The sequence below is a fragment of the Aurantimonas sp. DM33-3 genome, assembly GCF_014334315.1.
In the GTDB taxonomy this organism is placed as follows: domain Bacteria; phylum Pseudomonadota; class Alphaproteobacteria; order Rhizobiales; family Rhizobiaceae; genus Aurantimonas; species Aurantimonas coralicida.
This window is the reverse complement of record NZ_JACSGS010000002.1, coordinates 104,547-122,052: the sequence shown is the minus strand read 5'-3', so window position 1 is coordinate 122,052 and position 17,506 is coordinate 104,547. Positions and strand designations below refer to the sequence as shown.

The following is a 17,506-nucleotide window of genomic DNA, read 5'->3' as shown; positions in this document are numbered from 1 at the left end:
CCCCCGTCAGCGGATCGGACGCGCCTCAGGCTTCGCCGAGGGCCTTCACGCGATGCGACAGACGGGAGATCTTCCGCGATGCCGTATTCTTGTGGAAGATCCCCTTCGAGGTCGCGCTCATCATCACCGGCTCGGCGGCGAGGAAGGCGGTCATCGCGGCGGTCTTGTCGCCCGATGCGATGGCTTCCTCGACGCGGCGCAGATAGGTGCGGACCCGGCTGCGGCGAGCGGTGTTGACGGCAGTGCGTCGCGCGATCTTCCGCGCCGCTTTCTTGGCCGAAGGGGTGTTGGCCATGTTCGTCTCTCTCTGTCTGTCGCGACGATGCGCTTGTGTCGGTAAACTGCGGTTTGATCGTGCCGGGCGGCAAGAGGTGCACGCTGCAGCACGAAGAAACGGGCCGCACCATGGGTGCCGCCGAATTCAGAGCCTCTATAGGCAAGAGCATTCGGCGCGTCAAGACAAAGTCGGGCCCCGGCGGGCATTCCTCTTCGCGCCGCCGCACCGTTACGGACGCGGTCCTAGCGTTGGCAGGCCGGGCAGAAGAAGGTCGAGCGTCCCGACTGGACGATCCGCCGGATGACTCCGCGGCAGCCCGCATGCCGGCACGGCTCGTGCTCGCGGTCATAGGCGGCGAAGCTGTGCTGGAAATAGCCGAGCGAGCCGTCGGCCTGCCGGTAGTCGCGCAGCGACGAGCCGCCGGCGGCAATGGCATCGGCGATGGTCTCGCGGATGTTCAGCGCCAGGAGGTCGAGGCGCTGGCTCGGGCGGCCGTCCTTCTTCACCAGCGTTCCCGCCGCACGCCGCGGCGACAGGCGCGAGCGCCACAGCGCCTCGCACACATAGATATTGCCGAGGCCGGCGATGATGCGCTGGTCGAGGAGCACCGCCTTGAGCGGCGCCGCGCGCCCGGCGAAGGCCGGGGCCAGCGCCGCGCCGGACAGGCTGTTGCCCGTCGGCTCGATGCCGAGGCCGGAAAAATGCGGATGGGTTTCCATCTCGGCCCGCGCGATCAGCGTCATGTAGCCGAAGCGCCGAGGGTCGTTGTAGATCACCGCGGCCGGCTGGCCGTCTCCGGTCGTGACGTCGAAACGCACATGGTCGTGGAGGCGGGCGGTGGAGCGCGGATGCTGGAAGACGCCCGGCAGGCTGTCGCCCTGCGGACCCTCAATGCGGAACGAGCCGGACATGCCCAGATGCATGGCGAGGACGAGGTCGCCCTCCAGCTCGGCGACGAGATATTTCGCCCGCCGGCCGAGGGCCGTGATGCGCCGGCCAGTGACCCGTTCGGCGAAGCGTTCGGGCAGCGCAAACCGCAAATCCGGCCGCGCCAGATGCAGTTGGGTGATGCGCGCACCCTCGAGGACGGGCTGCAGGCCGCGGCGGACCGTCTCTACCTCTGGCAATTCCGGCATATTCGATTAAGTCCCGAACCGTTGGGCCATCCGAGCGATGCGCCCGGCGAACCCAGCCTGCTTCGCCGAGGACGCGTCGCATGCCGGGATCGTCCGTCCCTATATCCGCATCGAAGCGATGCGATGCAATGAAGGTGCCGCCCCATGTCGCGAACGCGTGTGACCGGAGCCGAAGCGATGGAGACGGCCTACGGCTTTTCCACGGTCACCGGCCGGGAAGAGAAGCAGGCCCGGGTCAATGACGTCTTCCATCGGGTCGCCGAGCGCTACGATTTGATGAACGACCTGATGTCGGGCGGCCTCCACCGTGTCTGGAAGAGCGCCATGGTGTCGTGGCTGTCGCCGCCGCACCGGGCCGGCTGGAACTTCATCGATGTGGCCGGCGGCACCGGCGACGTCGCCTTCCGCATCACCGAGGCCTCGCGCCGGCGGGCCAGCGGCACGGTTCTCGACATCAATGCCTCGATGCTGGGCGTCGGCGCCGAGCGCGCGGTCAAGCGCGGCCTCGACGAGAATCTCGTCTTCGTGGAGGGCAATGCCGAGGAACTGAAGCTGCCCGACGCCAGCTTCGACGCCTATACGATCGCCTTCGGCATCCGCAACGTGCCGCGCATCGATGCGGCGCTGTCGGAGGCCTACCGGGTGCTCAAGCCCGGCGGGCGCTTCATGTGCCTGGAATTCTCGGAAGTCGACATGCCGATCCTCGACAAGATCTACGAGCAATGGTCGTTCAAGGTCATTCCGCGCATCGGCGAGACCGTCGCGCGCGACCGCGAATCCTACGAATATCTTGTCGAGTCGATCCGCCGCTTCCCGAACCAGGCCAATTTCGCCTCCGCGATCCGCGCGGCCGGCTTCGAGCGCGTCTCCTATCGCAACCTGTCGGGCGGCATCGCGGCCATCCATTCCGGCTGGAAGCTCTGATCTGAACGAACGGAGCCTCTCTTGGCCAATCCCGTCACCGGCACCCTTGCGCTTATCCGGGCCGTCTATGTTCTGGCCCGCGAAGGCGTCGTCGGCTCGTTCCCGGGCGAGGGCCTGCCGCCCGGCCCGGCGCTGCTGCACCGCTTCGCTCGGCTGATCGAACGCGGCTCGGCCGAGAACCGGCCGCGCTCCGACAATCTGTCGCGGGCGCTGAACCGGCTCGGCCCCTCCTATGTCAAGCTCGGCCAGTTCCTGGCGACGCGGCCCGACCTCGTCGGCGCGGCAACCGCCCAGGAACTCGGCCAGCTCCAGGACAAGGTGCCGCCGTTTCCGCGCGAACAGGCCGTGGCCGAGATCGAGACGACGCTCGGCCGGCGGATCGACGACCTGTTCATCGATCTCGGCGAGGTGGTGGGCGCCGCCTCGATCGCGCAGGTCTACAAGGCCCGCATCCGCAACGAGGACGGCAGCGAGCGCTTTGCCGCGGTCAAGGTGGTGCGGCCTGGCGTGCGCATCCGCTTCCTGCGCCAGCTCGAGACCTTCGCCTTCATCGCCCAGTTCCTGGAACGCTACGTGCGCTCGTCGCGCCGGCTGCGGCCGGTTGCCGTGGTCGAGACGCTGGCCCAGTCCACCCGCATCGAGATGGATCTGCGGCTGGAGGCGGCGGCCTCGTCCGAAATGGCCGAGAACACCGCCGACGATCCCGGCTTCCGGGTGCCGCGCATCGACTGGGAGCGCACCGGCCGCGACGTCCTGACGATGGAGTGGATCGACGGCATCAAGATGAGCGATGTCGCCGGCATCGTCGAAGCCGGCCACGACACCAAGCAGCTCGGCGTGCTGATCGTGCAGTCCTTCCTGCGCCATGCCATGCGCGACGGCTTCTTCCATGCCGACATGCACCAGGGAAACCTGTTCGTGGCGCCGGACGGCGCCGTCGTCGCCGTCGACATGGGCATCGTCGGCCGCCTGTCGGACGAGTCCAAGCGCTTCCTGGCCGAGATCCTCTACGGCTTCATCCGGCGCGACTATCGCCGCGTCGCCGAGCTGCATTTCGAGGCGGGCTACGTGCCGCGCGGCCAGGACGTGGCGAGCTTCGCCCAGGCGCTGCGGGCGATCGGCGAGCCGATCTACGGCCAGCCGGCCGAGACCATTTCCATGGGCCATCTCCTGTCGCTGCTGTTCGAGGTGACCGAGCTTTTCGACATGCGGGCGCGCCCCGAGCTCGTCTTGCTGCAGAAGACGATGGTGGTGGTCGAGGGCGTCGCGCGCTCCTTCGACCCGAAGTTCAACATGTGGGTGGCGGCCGAGCCGGTGGTGTCGGAATACATCCTCACCGAGCTCGGGCCCGCGGCCAAGCTGCGCGAGGCGCGCCGCGGCGTCGATTCGCTGTTCCATCTCCTGCGGCGCACGCCGGAATTTGCCGGCGGGCTGGAAATCCTCGCCCGGCAGATGCCGGACCTCATCGAGAAGGGCATCCGCCTCGACGACGAGACGCTGAACAACCTGGCGACGGACAAGCGCTCCAGCGTGATCCTGCGCCTGATCGCCCAGTGGATCATCGCCCTGTCGCTGATGACCATCGCGCTGGGCTACACCTTCGGCTGAGACCGGCCAGCCGGCATTACGGCCGGCGGCGCCTTTGTTGCTCCGATGGACGGCGGCCGCTAGACACGGGGCCGTGGAACAGCGTCTTTCGCGAGGCAGGCATGGCGACCGCGACGATCGGGATCATTCAGGCGGAGCCGGCATGAGCGGCCTTTCGGGCAAACGGGTGCTGCTGATCATCGGCGGCGGCATCGCGGCCTACAAGTCGCTCGACCTGATCCGCCGCCTGCGCGAGCGCGGCGCCGCGGTGACGCCGGTGATGACCGCCTCTGCCGGCGAATTCGTCACCCCGCTCGCCGTCGGTGCCCTGGCAGCCGCCAAGGTCTTCTCCGATCTCTTCGACCGCGAGGACGAGCACGATGTCGGCCATATCCGGCTCGCCCGGGACGCCGATGCGATCCTCGTTGCGCCGGCCACGGCCAATCTGATGGCCCGCGCCGCCAACGGCCTGACCGACGATCTGGCGACGGCGATCCTGCTCGCCGCCCGCGCGCCGATCCTGATGGCGCCGGCGATGAACCCGGCCATGTGGAACCACGCCGCCACCCGCCGCAATCATGCGACGCTGATCGCCGACGGCGTGCGCTTCGTCGGGCCGAATGCCGGCGAGATGGCGGAAGCGGGCGAGGCCGGCACCGGCCGCATGGCCGAGCCGACCGAGATCGCCGGCGCGCTGGAAGCCATGCTCGACACGGAGCCGAAGCCGCTGGCCGGCCGGCGGATCGTCGTCACCTCCGGGCCGACCCACGAGCCGATCGACCCCGTCCGCTACATCGCCAACAGATCGTCGGGACGCCAGGGCCACGCCATCGCCGCGGCACTGGCCGAACTGGGCGCCGAGGTGACGCTGGTCAGCGGTCCGGTGACGCTCCCCGATCCGGCCGGCGTGAGCGTTGCCCATGTCGAGACCGCCCGCGAGATGCTGGGCGCGGTCGAGGCCGCGTTGCCCGCCGATGCGGCGATCTTCGTCGCCGCCGTCGCCGACTGGCGGGCCGAGGCCGAGACGGCGCGGAAGATCAAGAAGACCGGCGGCGGCCCGCCGGCGCTCGCTTTGACCGAGAACCCGGACATCCTGGCGACCATCGGCCATGCGCCGGATCGGCCGACGCTCGTCGTCGGCTTTGCCGCCGAGACCGACGACCTCCTCGCCAATGCCCGCGGCAAGCTCTCCCGCAAGGGCGCCGACGCCATCGTCGCCAACGACGTGTCGGCCGGGACCGGCGTCATGGGCGGCAGCGCCAATACGGTGCACATCGTGACGGCGGCCGGTGTCGAGGCATGGCCGAAGATGGACAAGACGGAAGTGGCGAAGCGCCTGGCCGCCTGGGTGGCGGACCGCCTGGCGGGAGCGGCCTCATGAGCGTGCCGGCCATCGCGATCCTGCGCCTGCCCCACAATCCCGACCTGCCGCTGCCGGCCTATGAGAGTGCCGGGGCAGCGGGCGCCGACCTGCGCGCGGCGGTGACGGGGGAACTGGTACTGGCGCCGGGCGAACGCCGGCTGGTGCCGACCGGCCTCGCCTTCGAGATTCCTGAAGGCTTCGAGGTGCAGATCCGGCCGCGCTCCGGCCTTGCCGTGAAGCACGGGGTGACCGTGCTGAATACGCCGGGCACGATCGACAGCGACTATCGCGGCGAGGTGCAGGTGGTGCTGGTCAATCTGGGCAGCGAAGCCTTCGCCATCGCGCGGGGCGACCGGATTGCCCAGATGGTCGTCGCGCCGGTGGTGCAGGCGAGCTTCACCGAGCGGGCGAGCCTGTCGGACAGCGCCCGCGGCGCCGGCGGCTTCGGCTCCACCGGCCGCAGCTAGGCGGACGGGTCAGCGCGCGGGCAGGGCGGTCAGCCGGGCGGTCTGCTGGTTCTGCTGCTGCCCGTCGGCCTGCAGATAGCGGCGGCCATGGGCGGCGACCGAGGTGATGGTCGTGCGATTCCGGCCGGTGCGCTTGGAATGATAGAGATTGACGTCGGCCGCGCCATAGACCCGGTCGAAGAGCTGCGGGGTCGTATAGAAGGCGCCGCCGATGCTGACCGACAGGCGGGCGCTCTGCTTGCCGTCGCTGACACTCAGCTTGCCGATGCTCAGCCGCAGGCGCTCGGCGACCGCCTTGCCCTGTTCGAGGCTGGTGCAGGGGAAGGAGATGGCGAATTCCTCGCCGCCCAGGCGCCCGACCGCATCGGAGCCACGCATCGACCGCTTCAGGGCCCCGGCGATGGCCTTCAGCGCCTTGTCGCCGGTCGGATGGCCGAGACGGTCGTTGATCCGCTTGAAATGGTCGGCGTCGACGATGAGCAGCATCAGGCCCGCATATTGGTGGTCGCCGAGGGCGGCCATGTGCCGGCGGATGACGGTGTCGAAGCCCGGACGGTTCAGGACGCCGGTGAGGCGGTCGGTCGTCGCGGCGCGCTGCAGGCCGTCATTGTGCTGCATCAGCCCGGTGAGGCGGACGACGAAATAGATCGCATAGGGCACGGCGCTCAGCATCGGCACCACGACGGCAAAGCCCAGCGCACGGTTCAGCGCGGCCTGGCCGACACCGTCGAAGATGTGGAAGGCGGCGACCACCGACAGCAGCGTCATGGCCAGAAGCAACAGGACGAACTCGCCGAAAATGGTGCGAATGTGCTGGAAGGAGCGTGCCATGCGCAATCTCGTTTCGTGCAAAGGGCGCGAGGGACCCGCCGTGATCCGCCATACTGGTGGGGGCGGCCTAAGAGAGGGTAAAGAATTGGTTGCAAATTGCATGGATCGGCCGGCGCCGGCCTAGCAAGCTATTCCGGCCAGACCGCCGGCTTTGGATTGTCAGACCTCAAAACCGCGCGCGATCCGGCATAGGTTAGGAAGGATGACCGGGCGCGAAGTGAATGAACGCCGGGCCGCGACAGGGAAGGAGACCATCATGGACAAGGTAGTGAAAGAGGGCGCCGCACGGACCCACGGGCGTGGACGCATCTACGATTCCATCGCCGACACCATCGGTGACACGCCGATCGTCCGGCTGGACAAGCTGGCCAAGGAAAAGGGCGTGAAGGCCAACCTTCTCGCCAAGCTCGAATTCTTCAACCCGATCGCCAGCGTCAAGGACCGCATCGGCGTCGCCATGATCGAGAAGCTCGAGGCCGACGGCCGGATTACGCCGGGCAAGACGACGCTGATCGAGCCGACATCGGGCAACACCGGCATCGGGCTCGCCTTTGCGGCCGCGGCCAAGGGCTACCGCCTGATCCTGACCATGCCCGAAACCATGTCGATCGAGCGCCGCAAGATGCTGCGCCTGCTCGGCGCCGATCTGGTGCTCACCGAGGGCGCCAAGGGCATGAAGGGCGCCATCGCCAAGGCCGGCGAACTGGTGGCCGAGATCCCCGATGCGGTGATGCCGCAGCAGTTCGAGAACCCGGCCAACCCGGAAATCCACCGCGTCACCACCGCCGAGGAAATCTGGAACGACACCAAGGGCGAAATCGACGTGCTGGTGTCCGGCATCGGCACCGGCGGCACGATCACCGGCGCCGGCCAGGTGCTGAAGCAGCGCAAGCCGGGCGTCCGCATCGTCGCGGTCGAGCCGGAAGCCTCGCATGTCCTGTCGGGCGGCGATCCCGGCCCGCACAAGATCCAGGGCATCGGTGCCGGCTTCGCCCCGGCGATCCTCGACCGCGAGGTCTATGACGAGGTCGTGCAGGTCACCAATGACGACGCCTTCGAGATCGCCCGTCTCGTCGCCCGCATCGAGGGCGTGCCGGTGGGCATTTCCTCCGGTGCGGCACTGATGGCGGCGATCACCGTCGGTCAGCGCCCGGAGATGGCGGGCAAGAACATCGTCGTGATCATCCCGTCCTTCGCCGAGCGCTATCTGTCGACGGCACTGTTCGACGGTCTGGGCGAGGAGGACGGCGCGAAATAGCGCCGGGCCTCTCCGGCCGTTCGGCCGACGGGAGGACGCCATGGATGTCTTCGCGCTGGCCGAGCGGGCGATGCGCATGGATGAGGAGAGCTGGGCCCGCCATGCCAATCCCTGGAGCGTCTGGACCCGGGCGGCGATCCTGCCGCTCCTGGTCCTGGCGATCTGGAGCCGCGTCTGGATCGGCTGGTGGGTACTCGCGCCGGTCGCGGCCCTGGCGGTCTTCGCCATGGTCAATCCGCGGCTGTTCCCGCCGCCCCGCAATCCCGACAACTGGGCGTCGCGGGCGACCTTCGGCGAGCGGGTCTATCTGAACCGGAAGGCGGTGCCGGTCCCGGACCACCATCGCCGGGCCGCGACGATCCTCACCTCCATCACTGCCGTCGGGGTGGCGGTCCTCGCCTATGGCCTGATCCGGGGCGAGGCGACCGCCACGGTTGCCGGACTGATCATCGCGGAGGGCGGTAAGATCTGGTTCGTCGACCGCATGGTCTGGCTCTATGCCGACATGTGCGAGGTCTCTGATGAATACCGCCGCTGGCTGGTGCCGAAGCCCGACGGGCGGCGGCCACACTCCGGTGACCTGTCAGACGGCTGAGGTGGCCCAGACACGAAAAAGCCCGGCGGATCGGATCCGCCGGGCTTTTTCTGCTCTCGAGGAGCGAATGGGTCGTATCAGTACTGCGAGGTCGCGGAAGCCGGACGCGGTGCACCGGCTGCGCCGTTGGCACTGGCGCCAGTGCTCGGTGCGCCCGGGCGAGGTGCGCCGGGACGGATCTTGCGCTTCGGACCGGGCACGAGGCCTTCGCGCTGCGCCTGCTTGCGAGCAAGCTTGCGGGAGCGGCGGATCGCCTCCTGCTTCTGCCGAGCGCGTCGCTCGGACGGCTTCTCGTAGGCGCGACGCGCCTTCATCTCACGGAAGACGCCTTCGCGCTGCAATTTCTTCTTCAGCGCCCGCAGGGCCTGATCGACATTGTTGTCTCTGACGTCGACTTTCAAAACGACTCCTTCCATCAGTTGATGGGCCACGGGCCATTTCCCTGCCTTGCGGGGCAGGTGGTGGCCGGGCCTCGGAATTGATCGGCGACCGAGTCGGTCTGCCAACCGGCTATTTAGCGCGCGCCGTCGGCTTTGTCGTCTTGGCCTTCGCCTTCGACGCCTTCGCCTCTGCCTTGGTCGGCTCAGGCGCTTCGGCCGCATCCCGCTCCATGCGGAGCTTCTTCAATCGTGCCGTCTTTTCCTGGACGGCCAGGCTTTCGGCGGCGATGATTCCAATCGCGGAGCCCTTGGCCGGTCGTTCCGGCGGTCCGGACAGTGCCGCTTCGGCGCGTTCACGCGCCTTCCTGGAATTTTCCATCGTCACCTTCTTCCGCCGTTGTTCGCCACCAAACGCCGCGAACCCATGCGAAACAGTAGAGACCGGCAGGCCTGAAGCCCGCCGGTCACATCATGCAATCAGGCGCGCTGAACGTTGACAGCCTTCGGGCCCTTGCCGCGGGTGTCCGGCTCGGTGTCGAAGCTGATCTTGTCGCCTTCGTTCAGGGAGGAGATGCCCGCGCGCTCGAGAGCGGAGACGTGAAGGAAGACATCCTTCGCGCCGCCTTCCGGGGTGACAAATCCGAAACCCTTGGCTTCGTTGAAGAACTTTACGGTGCCGGTCTGGCTCATGGTATTACCTTTCGTCGCTGCCCTGTGGGCGATCGTCTGAAGTGTTCTCGCGACGCGATTGACTTCTTGAGTGGTGTGGACACGGCATGCCGCCGCGGCCGGAGATTCGGAACTTCACAAGGGTTACGGCGAAAGGTTTGGTTCTCGTCGCGCTGGTCGCGCCAATGCGCTACCAAGCGAACCGCCGTTTTACGGTGGCGGAACGTCTGCCAGACTCCGGGTCTGCAAATACCCGAACTGATAGTATGGGCTTTCACGCGCCCGAACGCAAGCGCACTGTCGGAAAGGCGCGGCGTGGCGGCCCCGCTGCCGGGCCGCAAAGCGCTGCCCGACGGGCCTTTGCGGCCGGATTCGGCCCGGCCGCGATCGCTCCCGTCACCCCGCCGGGGACGCGGGCGTGCGGCGGCTGACCCTCAGCGGCAGGCCGCCATCGGGCTGCACGGTGATGCGCTGCACCACCTCCGGCGGCGCGGCCTCCTCATAGTCGAAACGCAGGCCCCGCAGGAGACAGGCGAGGGCGATGACGCCCTCCATCAGGGCGAAGCTGGCGCCGATGCAGACCCGGGGGCCGACCCCGAAGGGCAGATACTGGTAGCGGTCGAGCGCCTCGCGATTGCCCGGCAGGAACCGGCTGGGGATGAAATGGTCGGGCCGGTCCCAGAGCATTTCATGGCGATGGATCAGCCAGGGCATGACCAGCACCGTCGCGCCGGCGGGAATCGCCACGTCGCCGACCCGGTCCGGCGCCAGCGCGGTGCGGTTCAGCGACGGCGCCGGCGGATAGAGCCGCAGCGATTCCTCAAAGACGGCCCGCGTATAGGGCAGGCGCTCCAGCCATTCGCTGGGATGCGACAGGGTCGGCAGGATCGTGTCGAGTTCGGCCTCGACGGCGGCGCGCTCGGCGGGGGCCTGGCTGAGGAGATACAGCGTCCAGGCCAGCGACCGCGCGGTGGTCTCGTGGCCGGCGCCGATGAAGGTGATGATGTTGTCCTCGATCTCGCTGGCCGACAGGCCGTCGGTTTTGACCAGCAGCGTCAGGAGATCGTTCGGCGCGCCGTCGGGATCGCGGGCGATCTGCTCGCGGCGGCGGGTGATGGTGCGGGCGATGAGACCGCGGAAATAATCCATCGACTTGCGCCCCCGCATCCGGCGCAGCCGCGGCAGGAAGGCCGGCGCGCCGAGAAGGTCGAGCGGATCGACCCGACCCATCGAGCCGAGAAAGTCGCGGGTCGAGCGGGCGAATGTCTCGCCGTCATCGGCGATGTCGTCGGTGAACAGGGTCGCCTGCAGGATGTCGAAGGTGAGCAGCGTCATCTCGTGGCTGCCGTCCACCATGCCGCCGGCCCGCGCGGCGAGCCCGTCGGCGAAGCGTTCGGACCGGTCCTGCATGGTTTCCGAGAAGCCCGCCGTGTGGCGCGGCGTGAACACCGGCGCGATGGCCTTGCGGGTACGACGCCACAGGGCGCCCTCGGCGGTCAGGAGCCCGTCGCGCAGGAGCGGCCGCAGGATGCGCTGGCGCAGCGGCTGCATGACGTAGTTCTTGGCGTTCTCCACCAGGCAGTGGCGCACGCCGGCCGGATCGTTGATGACGATGTTCGGCACGCCCAGCCACTTGCCGACGATATAGGGCTCCTTGAACGCCCGCGTGCCCCAGATCTCGATGGGATTGCGCGAGGCCGTCGTCAGGAAGCCGAAGAAGCCGAGCGGCGTCGCGTTGGGCACCGGCGCCGGGGCGCGGAACGGCCGCACGGGCGCGGCGGGCGCGGCCTGGGCTGGAGCGGTCAGTGTATCGGACATGAAATGCGACTCGCCGCAGGAGAGGAACCGCGATTCCATATGGGTTGTAGGGATTGCCGCGTCGAGCGGCGCAATCGTCGCGGGTGGCGCCGGGGGCCGTTGCCCTGCCGCCGGCGGCTGCCGGCAGGGCAGGGCGTGCGTTCAGGCCTCGGCGGGGCGCGTCCGCACATGGGCCGCGAGCCGGCCGCGCATGTCGTCCGGCAGCGGCGTCGAGCGGCGGGTGGTCTCGTCCATCAGGACGATCACCGCGGCGGCGCTGGCGCACAGGACGCCATTCTGGAAGACGCCCTGGCGCAGGCGGATCGAGCTGTTGCCCAGGCCCTCGACCGCCGTGCCGATCTCCACCTCGCCCGGCCAGTTCATCTCGCGCCGGAAGTCGATGGTGATCTGCGCCAGGACGAAGGCGGTTCCGGCCGGCGGCGGCGCCTCGCCGGCATGCAGCACTTCCACCCGGCCGGTCTCGAAGAAGGTCGCGTAGACGGCGTTGTTCACATGGCCCTGGCGGTCGGTGTCGCCGTAGCGCAGCTTGTCGTGGGTCCAGAACGGGAAGTCGTCCCGAGTCGGGTCGTTGGAAGGCATGGATCGGTCTCTCACGGCGAAGATTGCAGCGGATGCGGAGGCGCGGCACGGGTCGCGCGGCCGGCGCAGGCGTTGCGTTCGCGCCGCATTCCGGCCTGCCGCTGGGGGTAGGGCCGGCAGGCGCTTTCGTCAATGAAGGAGAGACCCTATATAAAAGAGTGAATTTTGGCCGATTCGCCCTCCCCGGGTGCTCGGCTCGAGACCAAGGACCATCATGTCAGCTATCCCCGAGACCGATCCGCTTGCCAATCCCGAATATGGTGCCGACTCGATCAAGGTCCTGAAGGGGCTGGACGCCGTGCGCAAGCGTCCCGGCATGTATATCGGCGACACCGATGACGGCTCGGGCCTGCACCACATGGTCTACGAGGTGGTGGACAACGCCATCGACGAGGCGCTGGCCGGCCACGCCACCCATGTCACCGTGACGCTGAACCCGGACGGTTCGTGCACCGTCACCGACAATGGCCGCGGCATCCCGACCGACATCCACACCGGCGAGGGCGTCTCGGCGGCCGAGGTCATCATGACCCAGCTGCATGCCGGCGGTAAGTTCGACCAGAATTCCTACAAGGTCTCAGGCGGCCTGCACGGCGTCGGCGTCTCGGTAGTCAACGCGCTGTCGGTCAAGCTGTCGATGAAGATCCGGCGCAAGGGCAAGATCCACGAGATGTCCTTCACCCATGGCGTGCCGGACGGCTCGCTGGAGGTGACCGGGGACGCCGGCGACGAGACCGGCACGGCGATCACCTTCCTGCCCTCGACCGACACCTTCCAGGGCGTCACCGAGTTCGACTACGGCACGCTGGAGCATCGGCTGCGCGAGCTGGCCTTCCTGAATTCGGGCGTGCGGATCATCCTCACCGACAAGCGCCATGCCGACGAGAAGGTCACCGAGCTGTTCTACGAGGGCGGCCTGGAAGCCTTCGTCCGCTATCTCGACCGCGCCCGCAAGCCGCTGATCCCCGAGCCGATCGTGCTGCATGGCGAGAAGGACGGCATCGTCGTCGAGGCGGCGCTGTGGTGGAACGACAGCTACAATGAATCCGTCCTCTGCTTCACCAACAACATCCCGCAGCGCGACGGCGGCACCCATATGGCGGGCTTCCGCGGCGGGCTGACCCGGCAGGTGACCGGCTATGCGGAGACCTCCGGCGCGCTGAAGCGCGAGAAGGTGACGCTGACCGGCGACGATTGCCGCGAGGGGCTGTCCTGCGTCTTGTCGGTGAAGGTGCCGGACCCGAAATTCTCGTCGCAGACCAAGGACAAGCTGGTCTCCTCGGAAGTGCGCCCCGTCGTGGAAAGCCTGGTCAACGAGACCCTGGCGACCTGGTTCGAGGAGCATCCGCAGGAGGGCAAGGTGGTCATCGCCAAGGTGGTGGAAGCCGCCTCGGCCCGCGAGGCCGCCCGCAAGGCCCGCGACCTGACCCGGCGCAAGGGCGCGCTGGACATCACCTCGCTGCCCGGCAAGCTGGCCGACTGCCAGGAGCGCGATCCGGCGAAATCCGAGATCTTCATCGTCGAGGGCGACTCGGCCGGTGGCTCGGCCAAGGGCGCGCGCTCGCGCAAGAACCAGGCGATCCTGCCCCTGCGCGGCAAGATCCTGAATGTCGAGCGCGCCCGCTTCGACCGCATGCTGGGCTCCGACCAGATCGGCACGCTGATCACGGCGTTGGGCACGTCCATCGGCAAGGACGAGTTCAACATCGAGAAGCTGCGCTACCACAAGATCATCATCATGACGGACGCCGACGTCGACGGCGCCCATATCCGCACCCTGCTGCTGACCTTCTTCTTCCGGCAGATGCCGGAACTGATCGAGCGCGGCTACATCTACATCGCCCAGCCGCCGCTCTATAAGGTGACGCGGGGCAAGCAGAGCCAGTATCTGAAGGACGAGAAGGCGCTCGAGAACTATCTGATCGAGGGTGGTCTCGACGATGCCGGGCTGACGCTCGCCCATGGCGAAGTGCGCACCGGCCGCGACCTGCGCGGCGTCGTCGAGGACGCGCTGCAGGTGCGCCAGGTGATGAGCAGCCTGCATTCGCGCTACGACCGCAGCGTCATCGAGCAGGCCGCCGTCGTCGGCGCGCTGTCGCCGGAGATGGCCGACGACGCGGCCAAGGGCCCGCAGATGGCCCAGCGGATCGCCGAGCGGCTGGACGACGTGGCTGAGGAGACCGAGCGCGGCTGGTCCGGCGAGGCGGTCGACGGCGGCTATCGCCTGATGCGCACCGTGCGTGGCGTCTCCGAGGTGCAGACGATCGACGCGGCGCTGATCAATTCCGGCGACGGCCTGCAGCTGAACCGCCTCGCGGGACGGCTGGCCGAGATCTACCAGGGCCTGCCGGTGCTGCGCCGGCGCGACACCGAGCGCGAGCTCACCGGCCCGCTGGAGCTTCTGACCGCGGTCTTCGAGGTCGGTCGCAAGGGCCTGACCCTGCAGCGCTACAAGGGCCTGGGCGAGATGAACCCGGAGCAGCTCTGGGAGACCACGCTGGACCCGGAAGCCCGCACCCTGGTGATGGTCAAGATCAACGACGCCACCGACGCCGATCAGCTGTTCTCGCGACTGATGGGCGACGAGGTCGAGCCACGCCGCGAGTTCATCCAGGAACACGCGCTGCAGGTCGCCAATCTGGATATCTGAAGCGTCCGCGACCGGTGTTGCACCGGTCGCGTTTCGTGTCGGATGGCTTCCACGGAACAGACCGCTCTGCGGGGCGGGCGTCCGTTCGTCGGATGCACCCGCCTTGCCGGGCCGGTTGAGCGCGTCGTCGGCGACCCTACATCCCTTGTACAACAACAGGATGTCGTCCGATGAGTGTCGCTTTCGTCAAGGAACCCAATGACGACCAGGTCGAGGTGCTGCCGGATCGCGATCTGGGCACCGAGCCCAATCTCGTCACGCCGCGCGGGCTGTCGCTGATCGATGCCGAGATCGCCGCGCTGAACGAGCGCAAGGAGGCGGCTCGGCTGGCCGACGACAAGATCGCCATCGCCAACATCAACCGCGACCTGCGCTACTGGAATGCCCGCCGCGCCACCGCCGAACTGATCCGGCCGCGCGACACCGGCGGCACGGCGCAGTTCGGCAGCGTCGTGTCGATCGAGCGCGAGGACGGTCGCACCCAGCAATTCACCATTGTCGGGATCGACGAGGCCGATCCGTCCGCCGGGCTGATCTCCTATCTGTCGCCGCTGGCGCGCAGCCTGATCGGCCGGACCGTCGGCGACGTCGTGCGCGCCGGCACGGCCGACGCCGAGATCGTCGCGATTTCCGAGGAAGCCGCCTGAGCCGCATCCCGGCTGGCTGAGGCTGCGGGCCGGGGATCGTTAACGAATCCTTTCCGCCGCCGTGCCGCCACGGCATGGCTGCCTTGCATCGCGCGGCATTGCTGCATTGCGGCAAAGCTTCCATCTAAGGGCGGAAAGGAGACCGATCATGAACATCACCGACAAGATCCGCGGCGCCTTCCGCCGCAACCGCGAGCAGGAGCGGGTTCGGGCCTATCTGGACCAGTCCGTGTCCATGTCCGACCTGGAGCGCCGTCTCCGCGAGGTCGACCAGGGCCGTTTCTCGGCACGCAGCTACCCCTTCTGACAGGGCGCGGGAGGCTTCTCCCGCCTCGATCTGCCCGGCGCAGGCACGGCCTGCGCGCGACGGGCCGGATTCACCGCCCGCAAACGACGCGCCAGCTTCCCGCTGCCCCGCCGTTTGCGGGCGTTCTCGTCTGCGGGTATGCCGGTTGACGATCCGTCCGTCCGACTGCCTCTGGCCAAAGCTGGCCGAACGGCTATGTCGGGTGAAATGCCCGGCGACATTCGCTCGCTCCGGCCGTCTCCTGCAGCGGTAGCATCTCTCCATGGCACCGATCCTCTCCGTCCAGAACGTCTCGAAGACCTATGCGGGCGGCTTCCAGGCGCTGAAGAACATCGACCTGTCCATCGACAAGGGCGAGATCTTCGCGCTGCTCGGCCCCAACGGCGCCGGCAAGACGACGCTGATTTCGATCATCTGCGGCATTGCCGGCCTGACCGAGGGCTCGATCTCGGTCGGCGGCCACGACATCGACCGCGACTTCCGCGCCGCCCGCTCGATGATCGGCCTCGTTCCCCAGGAGCTGACCACCGACGCCTTCGAGAGCGTCTGGGCGACCGTCTCCTTCTCGCGCGGGCTGTTCGGCAAGAAGCGCAACCCCGCCCATATCGAGAAGGTGCTGCGCGACCTGTCGCTGTGGGACAAGCGCGACAGCAAGATCATGACCCTGTCGGGCGGCATGAAGCGCCGCGTCCTGATCGCCAAGGCGCTGTCGCACGAACCGGAGGTGCTGTTCCTCGACGAGCCGACGGCCGGCGTCGATGTCGGCCTGCGCCGCGAGATGTGGGAGGTCGTGCGCAAGCTGCGCGAATCCGGCGTCACCATCATCCTGACCACCCACTATATCGAGGAAGCCGAGATGATGGCCGACCGCATCGGCGTCATCTCCCGCGGCGAGCTGATCCTGGTCGAGGACAAGGCCGAGCTGATGCGCAAGCTCGGCCACAAGGAACTGACCCTGCATCTGCAGGAGCCGATCCAGCGCCTGCCGGACGGGCTCGACGACTACGACATCGCGCTGGCGCCGGACGGCGAGAGCCTGACCTACAGCTACGACACCACGGCCGAGCGCACCGGCATCGCCACCTTGATGAGCCGCCTGTCGGACGCCGGCATCCGCTTCCGCGACCTGTCGACCAAACAGTCCACGCTGGAGGAAATCTTCGTGAACCTGGTGAGGGACGAGGCATGAATTTCGCTGCGGTCCGCGCAATCTACAAGTTCGAGATGGCCCGCACCTGGCGGACCATCATGCAGAGCGTGATCTCGCCGGTCATCTCGACCTCGCTCTATTTCGTCGTCTTCGGCGCGGCCATCGGCTCGCGCATCGAGGAGATCGACGGCGTCTCCTACGGCGCCTTCATCGTGCCCGGCCTGATCATGCTGTCGCTGTTGCAGCAGAGCCTGACCAATGCCGCCTTCGGCATCTATTTCCCCAAATTCGTCGGCACGATCTACGAGATCCTGTCGGCGCCGATCTCGGCCTTCGAGATCGTGCTCGGCTATGTCGGCGCGGCGGCGACCAAATCGGCCATGCTCGGCCTGATCATCCTCGCCACGGCCTGGTTCTTCGTCGATCTGCGGATCGAACATCCGATCTGGATGCTCTCTTTCCTCGTCCTGACGGCGATCACCTTCTCGCTGTTCGGCTTCATCATCGGCATCTGGGCCGACGGCTTCGAGAAATTGCAGCTCGTGCCGCTCCTGATCATCACCCCACTGGCCTTTCTAGGAGGCAGCTTCTATTCCATCAAGATGCTGCCGGAGTTCTGGCAGGACGTCAGCCTGGTCAATCCGGTCGTCTATCTGATCAGCGGCTTTCGCTGGGCCTTCTACGGCACGTCGGACGTGTCGATCGGGGTCAGCCTTGCCATGACGCTGGTCTTTCTGGTGGCCAGCCTGCTGGTCATCGGCTGGATCTTCCGCACCGGCTGGCGGCTGAAGAGCTGACACGCGCGGCGACCGCCGCGGAACGCAATTCGACGGACCGTCCGGCGTGGCGCATCGCCCGGGGCGGGGGA

At 67.7% G+C, this 17,506-nt stretch carries 19 protein-coding genes; 11 read left to right on the top strand and 8 right to left on the bottom strand.

The features are described 5' to 3' along the window. Nucleotides 1-25: 25 nt before the first annotated feature. Together rpsT and mutM are read right to left on the bottom strand one after the other, a co-directional pair. On the bottom strand, nt 26-295 hold the full coding sequence (rpsT, locus tag H9Q09_RS03355) for a 30S ribosomal protein S20 (protein WP_024349544.1): 270 nt from the start codon (nt 293-295) through the stop codon (nt 26-28). Nucleotides 296-519: 224 nt separating this feature from the next. Next, the gene (gene mutM, locus H9Q09_RS03350) at nt 520-1,413 is read right to left on the bottom strand and encodes a bifunctional DNA-formamidopyrimidine glycosylase/DNA-(apurinic or apyrimidinic site) lyase (RefSeq protein WP_187389896.1); all 894 of its coding nucleotides are present in this window, start codon (nt 1,411-1,413) and stop codon (nt 520-522) included. A 144-nt stretch (nt 1,414-1,557) separates the two neighbouring features. Between mutM and ubiE the strand changes: the two genes are divergently transcribed. The 4 genes from ubiE to dut all read left to right on the top strand — a co-directional run bounded on the left by ubiE (nt 1,558) and on the right by dut (nt 5,754). Beyond that, nucleotides 1,558-2,337 carry a bifunctional demethylmenaquinone methyltransferase/2-methoxy-6-polyprenyl-1,4-benzoquinol methylase UbiE gene (gene ubiE, locus H9Q09_RS03345; protein WP_187389895.1) on the top strand — a complete coding sequence of 260 codons (780 nt, stop codon included), beginning with the start codon at nt 1,558-1,560 and terminating at the stop codon, nt 2,335-2,337. Nucleotides 2,338-2,358: 21 nt separating this feature from the next. Beyond that, complete coding sequence (gene ubiB, locus H9Q09_RS03340; RefSeq protein ID WP_187389894.1) at nt 2,359-3,945, top strand: 2-polyprenylphenol 6-hydroxylase; 1,587 nt, start codon at nt 2,359-2,361, stop codon at nt 3,943-3,945. A gap of 142 nt (nt 3,946-4,087) precedes the next feature. Next, entirely contained in the window at nt 4,088-5,305 is a 1,218-nt protein-coding gene (gene coaBC / locus H9Q09_RS03335; protein ID WP_187389893.1) for a bifunctional phosphopantothenoylcysteine decarboxylase/phosphopantothenate--cysteine ligase CoaBC, read from the top strand. Then, nucleotides 5,302-5,754: a dUTP diphosphatase gene (dut, locus tag H9Q09_RS03330; protein WP_187389892.1), complete on the top strand. Its 453-nt coding sequence runs from the start codon at nt 5,302-5,304 to the stop codon at nt 5,752-5,754. The genes coaBC and dut overlap by 4 nt, the downstream gene beginning before the upstream one ends. A gap of 9 nt (nt 5,755-5,763) precedes the next feature. On the opposite strand, the gene H9Q09_RS03325 is transcribed toward dut, so the two are convergent. After that, on the bottom strand, nt 5,764-6,585 hold the full coding sequence (locus H9Q09_RS03325) for a GGDEF domain-containing protein (protein ID WP_187389891.1): 822 nt from the start codon (nt 6,583-6,585) through the stop codon (nt 5,764-5,766). Between the two features lie 256 nt (nt 6,586-6,841). Here H9Q09_RS03325 and cysK point away from each other — a divergent pair, with 256 nt between their 5' ends. Together cysK and H9Q09_RS03315 are read left to right on the top strand one after the other, a co-directional pair. After that, on the top strand, nt 6,842-7,843 hold the full coding sequence (gene cysK / locus H9Q09_RS03320; protein WP_187389890.1) for a cysteine synthase A: 1,002 nt from the start codon (nt 6,842-6,844) through the stop codon (nt 7,841-7,843). 40 nt (nt 7,844-7,883) lie between these two features. Continuing rightward, on the top strand, nt 7,884-8,438 hold the full coding sequence (locus tag H9Q09_RS03315) for a DUF6653 family protein (protein ID WP_187389889.1): 555 nt from the start codon (nt 7,884-7,886) through the stop codon (nt 8,436-8,438). A gap of 77 nt (nt 8,439-8,515) precedes the next feature. Here the strand turns inward: H9Q09_RS03315 and rpsU are convergent, their stop codons facing one another. From rpsU to H9Q09_RS03290, 5 genes are all read right to left on the bottom strand, one after another. Beyond that, nucleotides 8,516-8,839 carry a 30S ribosomal protein S21 gene (rpsU, locus tag H9Q09_RS03310; protein ID WP_024349553.1) on the bottom strand — a complete coding sequence of 108 codons (324 nt, stop codon included), beginning with the start codon at nt 8,837-8,839 and terminating at the stop codon, nt 8,516-8,518. 109 nt (nt 8,840-8,948) lie between these two features. Next, nucleotides 8,949-9,197 carry a hypothetical protein gene (locus H9Q09_RS03305; protein ID WP_024349554.1) on the bottom strand — a complete coding sequence of 83 codons (249 nt, stop codon included), beginning with the start codon at nt 9,195-9,197 and terminating at the stop codon, nt 8,949-8,951. A 98-nt stretch (nt 9,198-9,295) separates the two neighbouring features. Continuing rightward, nucleotides 9,296-9,508, bottom strand: coding sequence for a cold-shock protein (locus H9Q09_RS03300; RefSeq protein ID WP_024349555.1), 213 nt, complete (start codon nt 9,506-9,508; stop codon nt 9,296-9,298). 375 nt (nt 9,509-9,883) lie between these two features. Continuing rightward, on the bottom strand, nt 9,884-11,305 hold the full coding sequence (locus H9Q09_RS03295) for a cytochrome P450 (RefSeq protein ID WP_187389888.1): 1,422 nt from the start codon (nt 11,303-11,305) through the stop codon (nt 9,884-9,886). A 141-nt stretch (nt 11,306-11,446) separates the two neighbouring features. Further along, nucleotides 11,447-11,884, bottom strand: a complete 438-nt coding sequence (locus H9Q09_RS03290; RefSeq protein WP_187389887.1) for a thioesterase family protein — start codon at nt 11,882-11,884, stop codon at nt 11,447-11,449. Nucleotides 11,885-12,098: 214 nt separating this feature from the next. Between H9Q09_RS03290 and gyrB the strand changes: the two genes are divergently transcribed. The 5 genes from gyrB to H9Q09_RS03265 all read left to right on the top strand — a co-directional run bounded on the left by gyrB (nt 12,099) and on the right by H9Q09_RS03265 (nt 17,435). Continuing rightward, nucleotides 12,099-14,534, top strand: coding sequence for a DNA topoisomerase (ATP-hydrolyzing) subunit B (gene gyrB, locus H9Q09_RS03285; protein WP_187389886.1), 2,436 nt, complete (start codon nt 12,099-12,101; stop codon nt 14,532-14,534). Nucleotides 14,535-14,704: 170 nt separating this feature from the next. Beyond that, nucleotides 14,705-15,181, top strand: a complete 477-nt coding sequence (locus H9Q09_RS03280; RefSeq protein WP_187389885.1) for a GreA/GreB family elongation factor — start codon at nt 14,705-14,707, stop codon at nt 15,179-15,181. 148 nt (nt 15,182-15,329) lie between these two features. Further along, on the top strand, nt 15,330-15,488 hold the full coding sequence (locus tag H9Q09_RS03275; protein ID WP_081651831.1) for a DUF3563 family protein: 159 nt from the start codon (nt 15,330-15,332) through the stop codon (nt 15,486-15,488). Nucleotides 15,489-15,750: 262 nt separating this feature from the next. Next, the gene (locus tag H9Q09_RS03270) at nt 15,751-16,677 is read left to right on the top strand and encodes an ABC transporter ATP-binding protein (RefSeq protein WP_187389884.1); all 927 of its coding nucleotides are present in this window, start codon (nt 15,751-15,753) and stop codon (nt 16,675-16,677) included. Further along, a complete protein-coding gene (locus H9Q09_RS03265) occupies nt 16,674-17,435 on the top strand; it encodes an ABC transporter permease (protein ID WP_024349560.1) in 762 nt (253 codons plus the stop codon). The genes H9Q09_RS03270 and H9Q09_RS03265 overlap by 4 nt, the downstream gene beginning before the upstream one ends. Nucleotides 17,436-17,506: the final 71 nt, after the last annotated feature.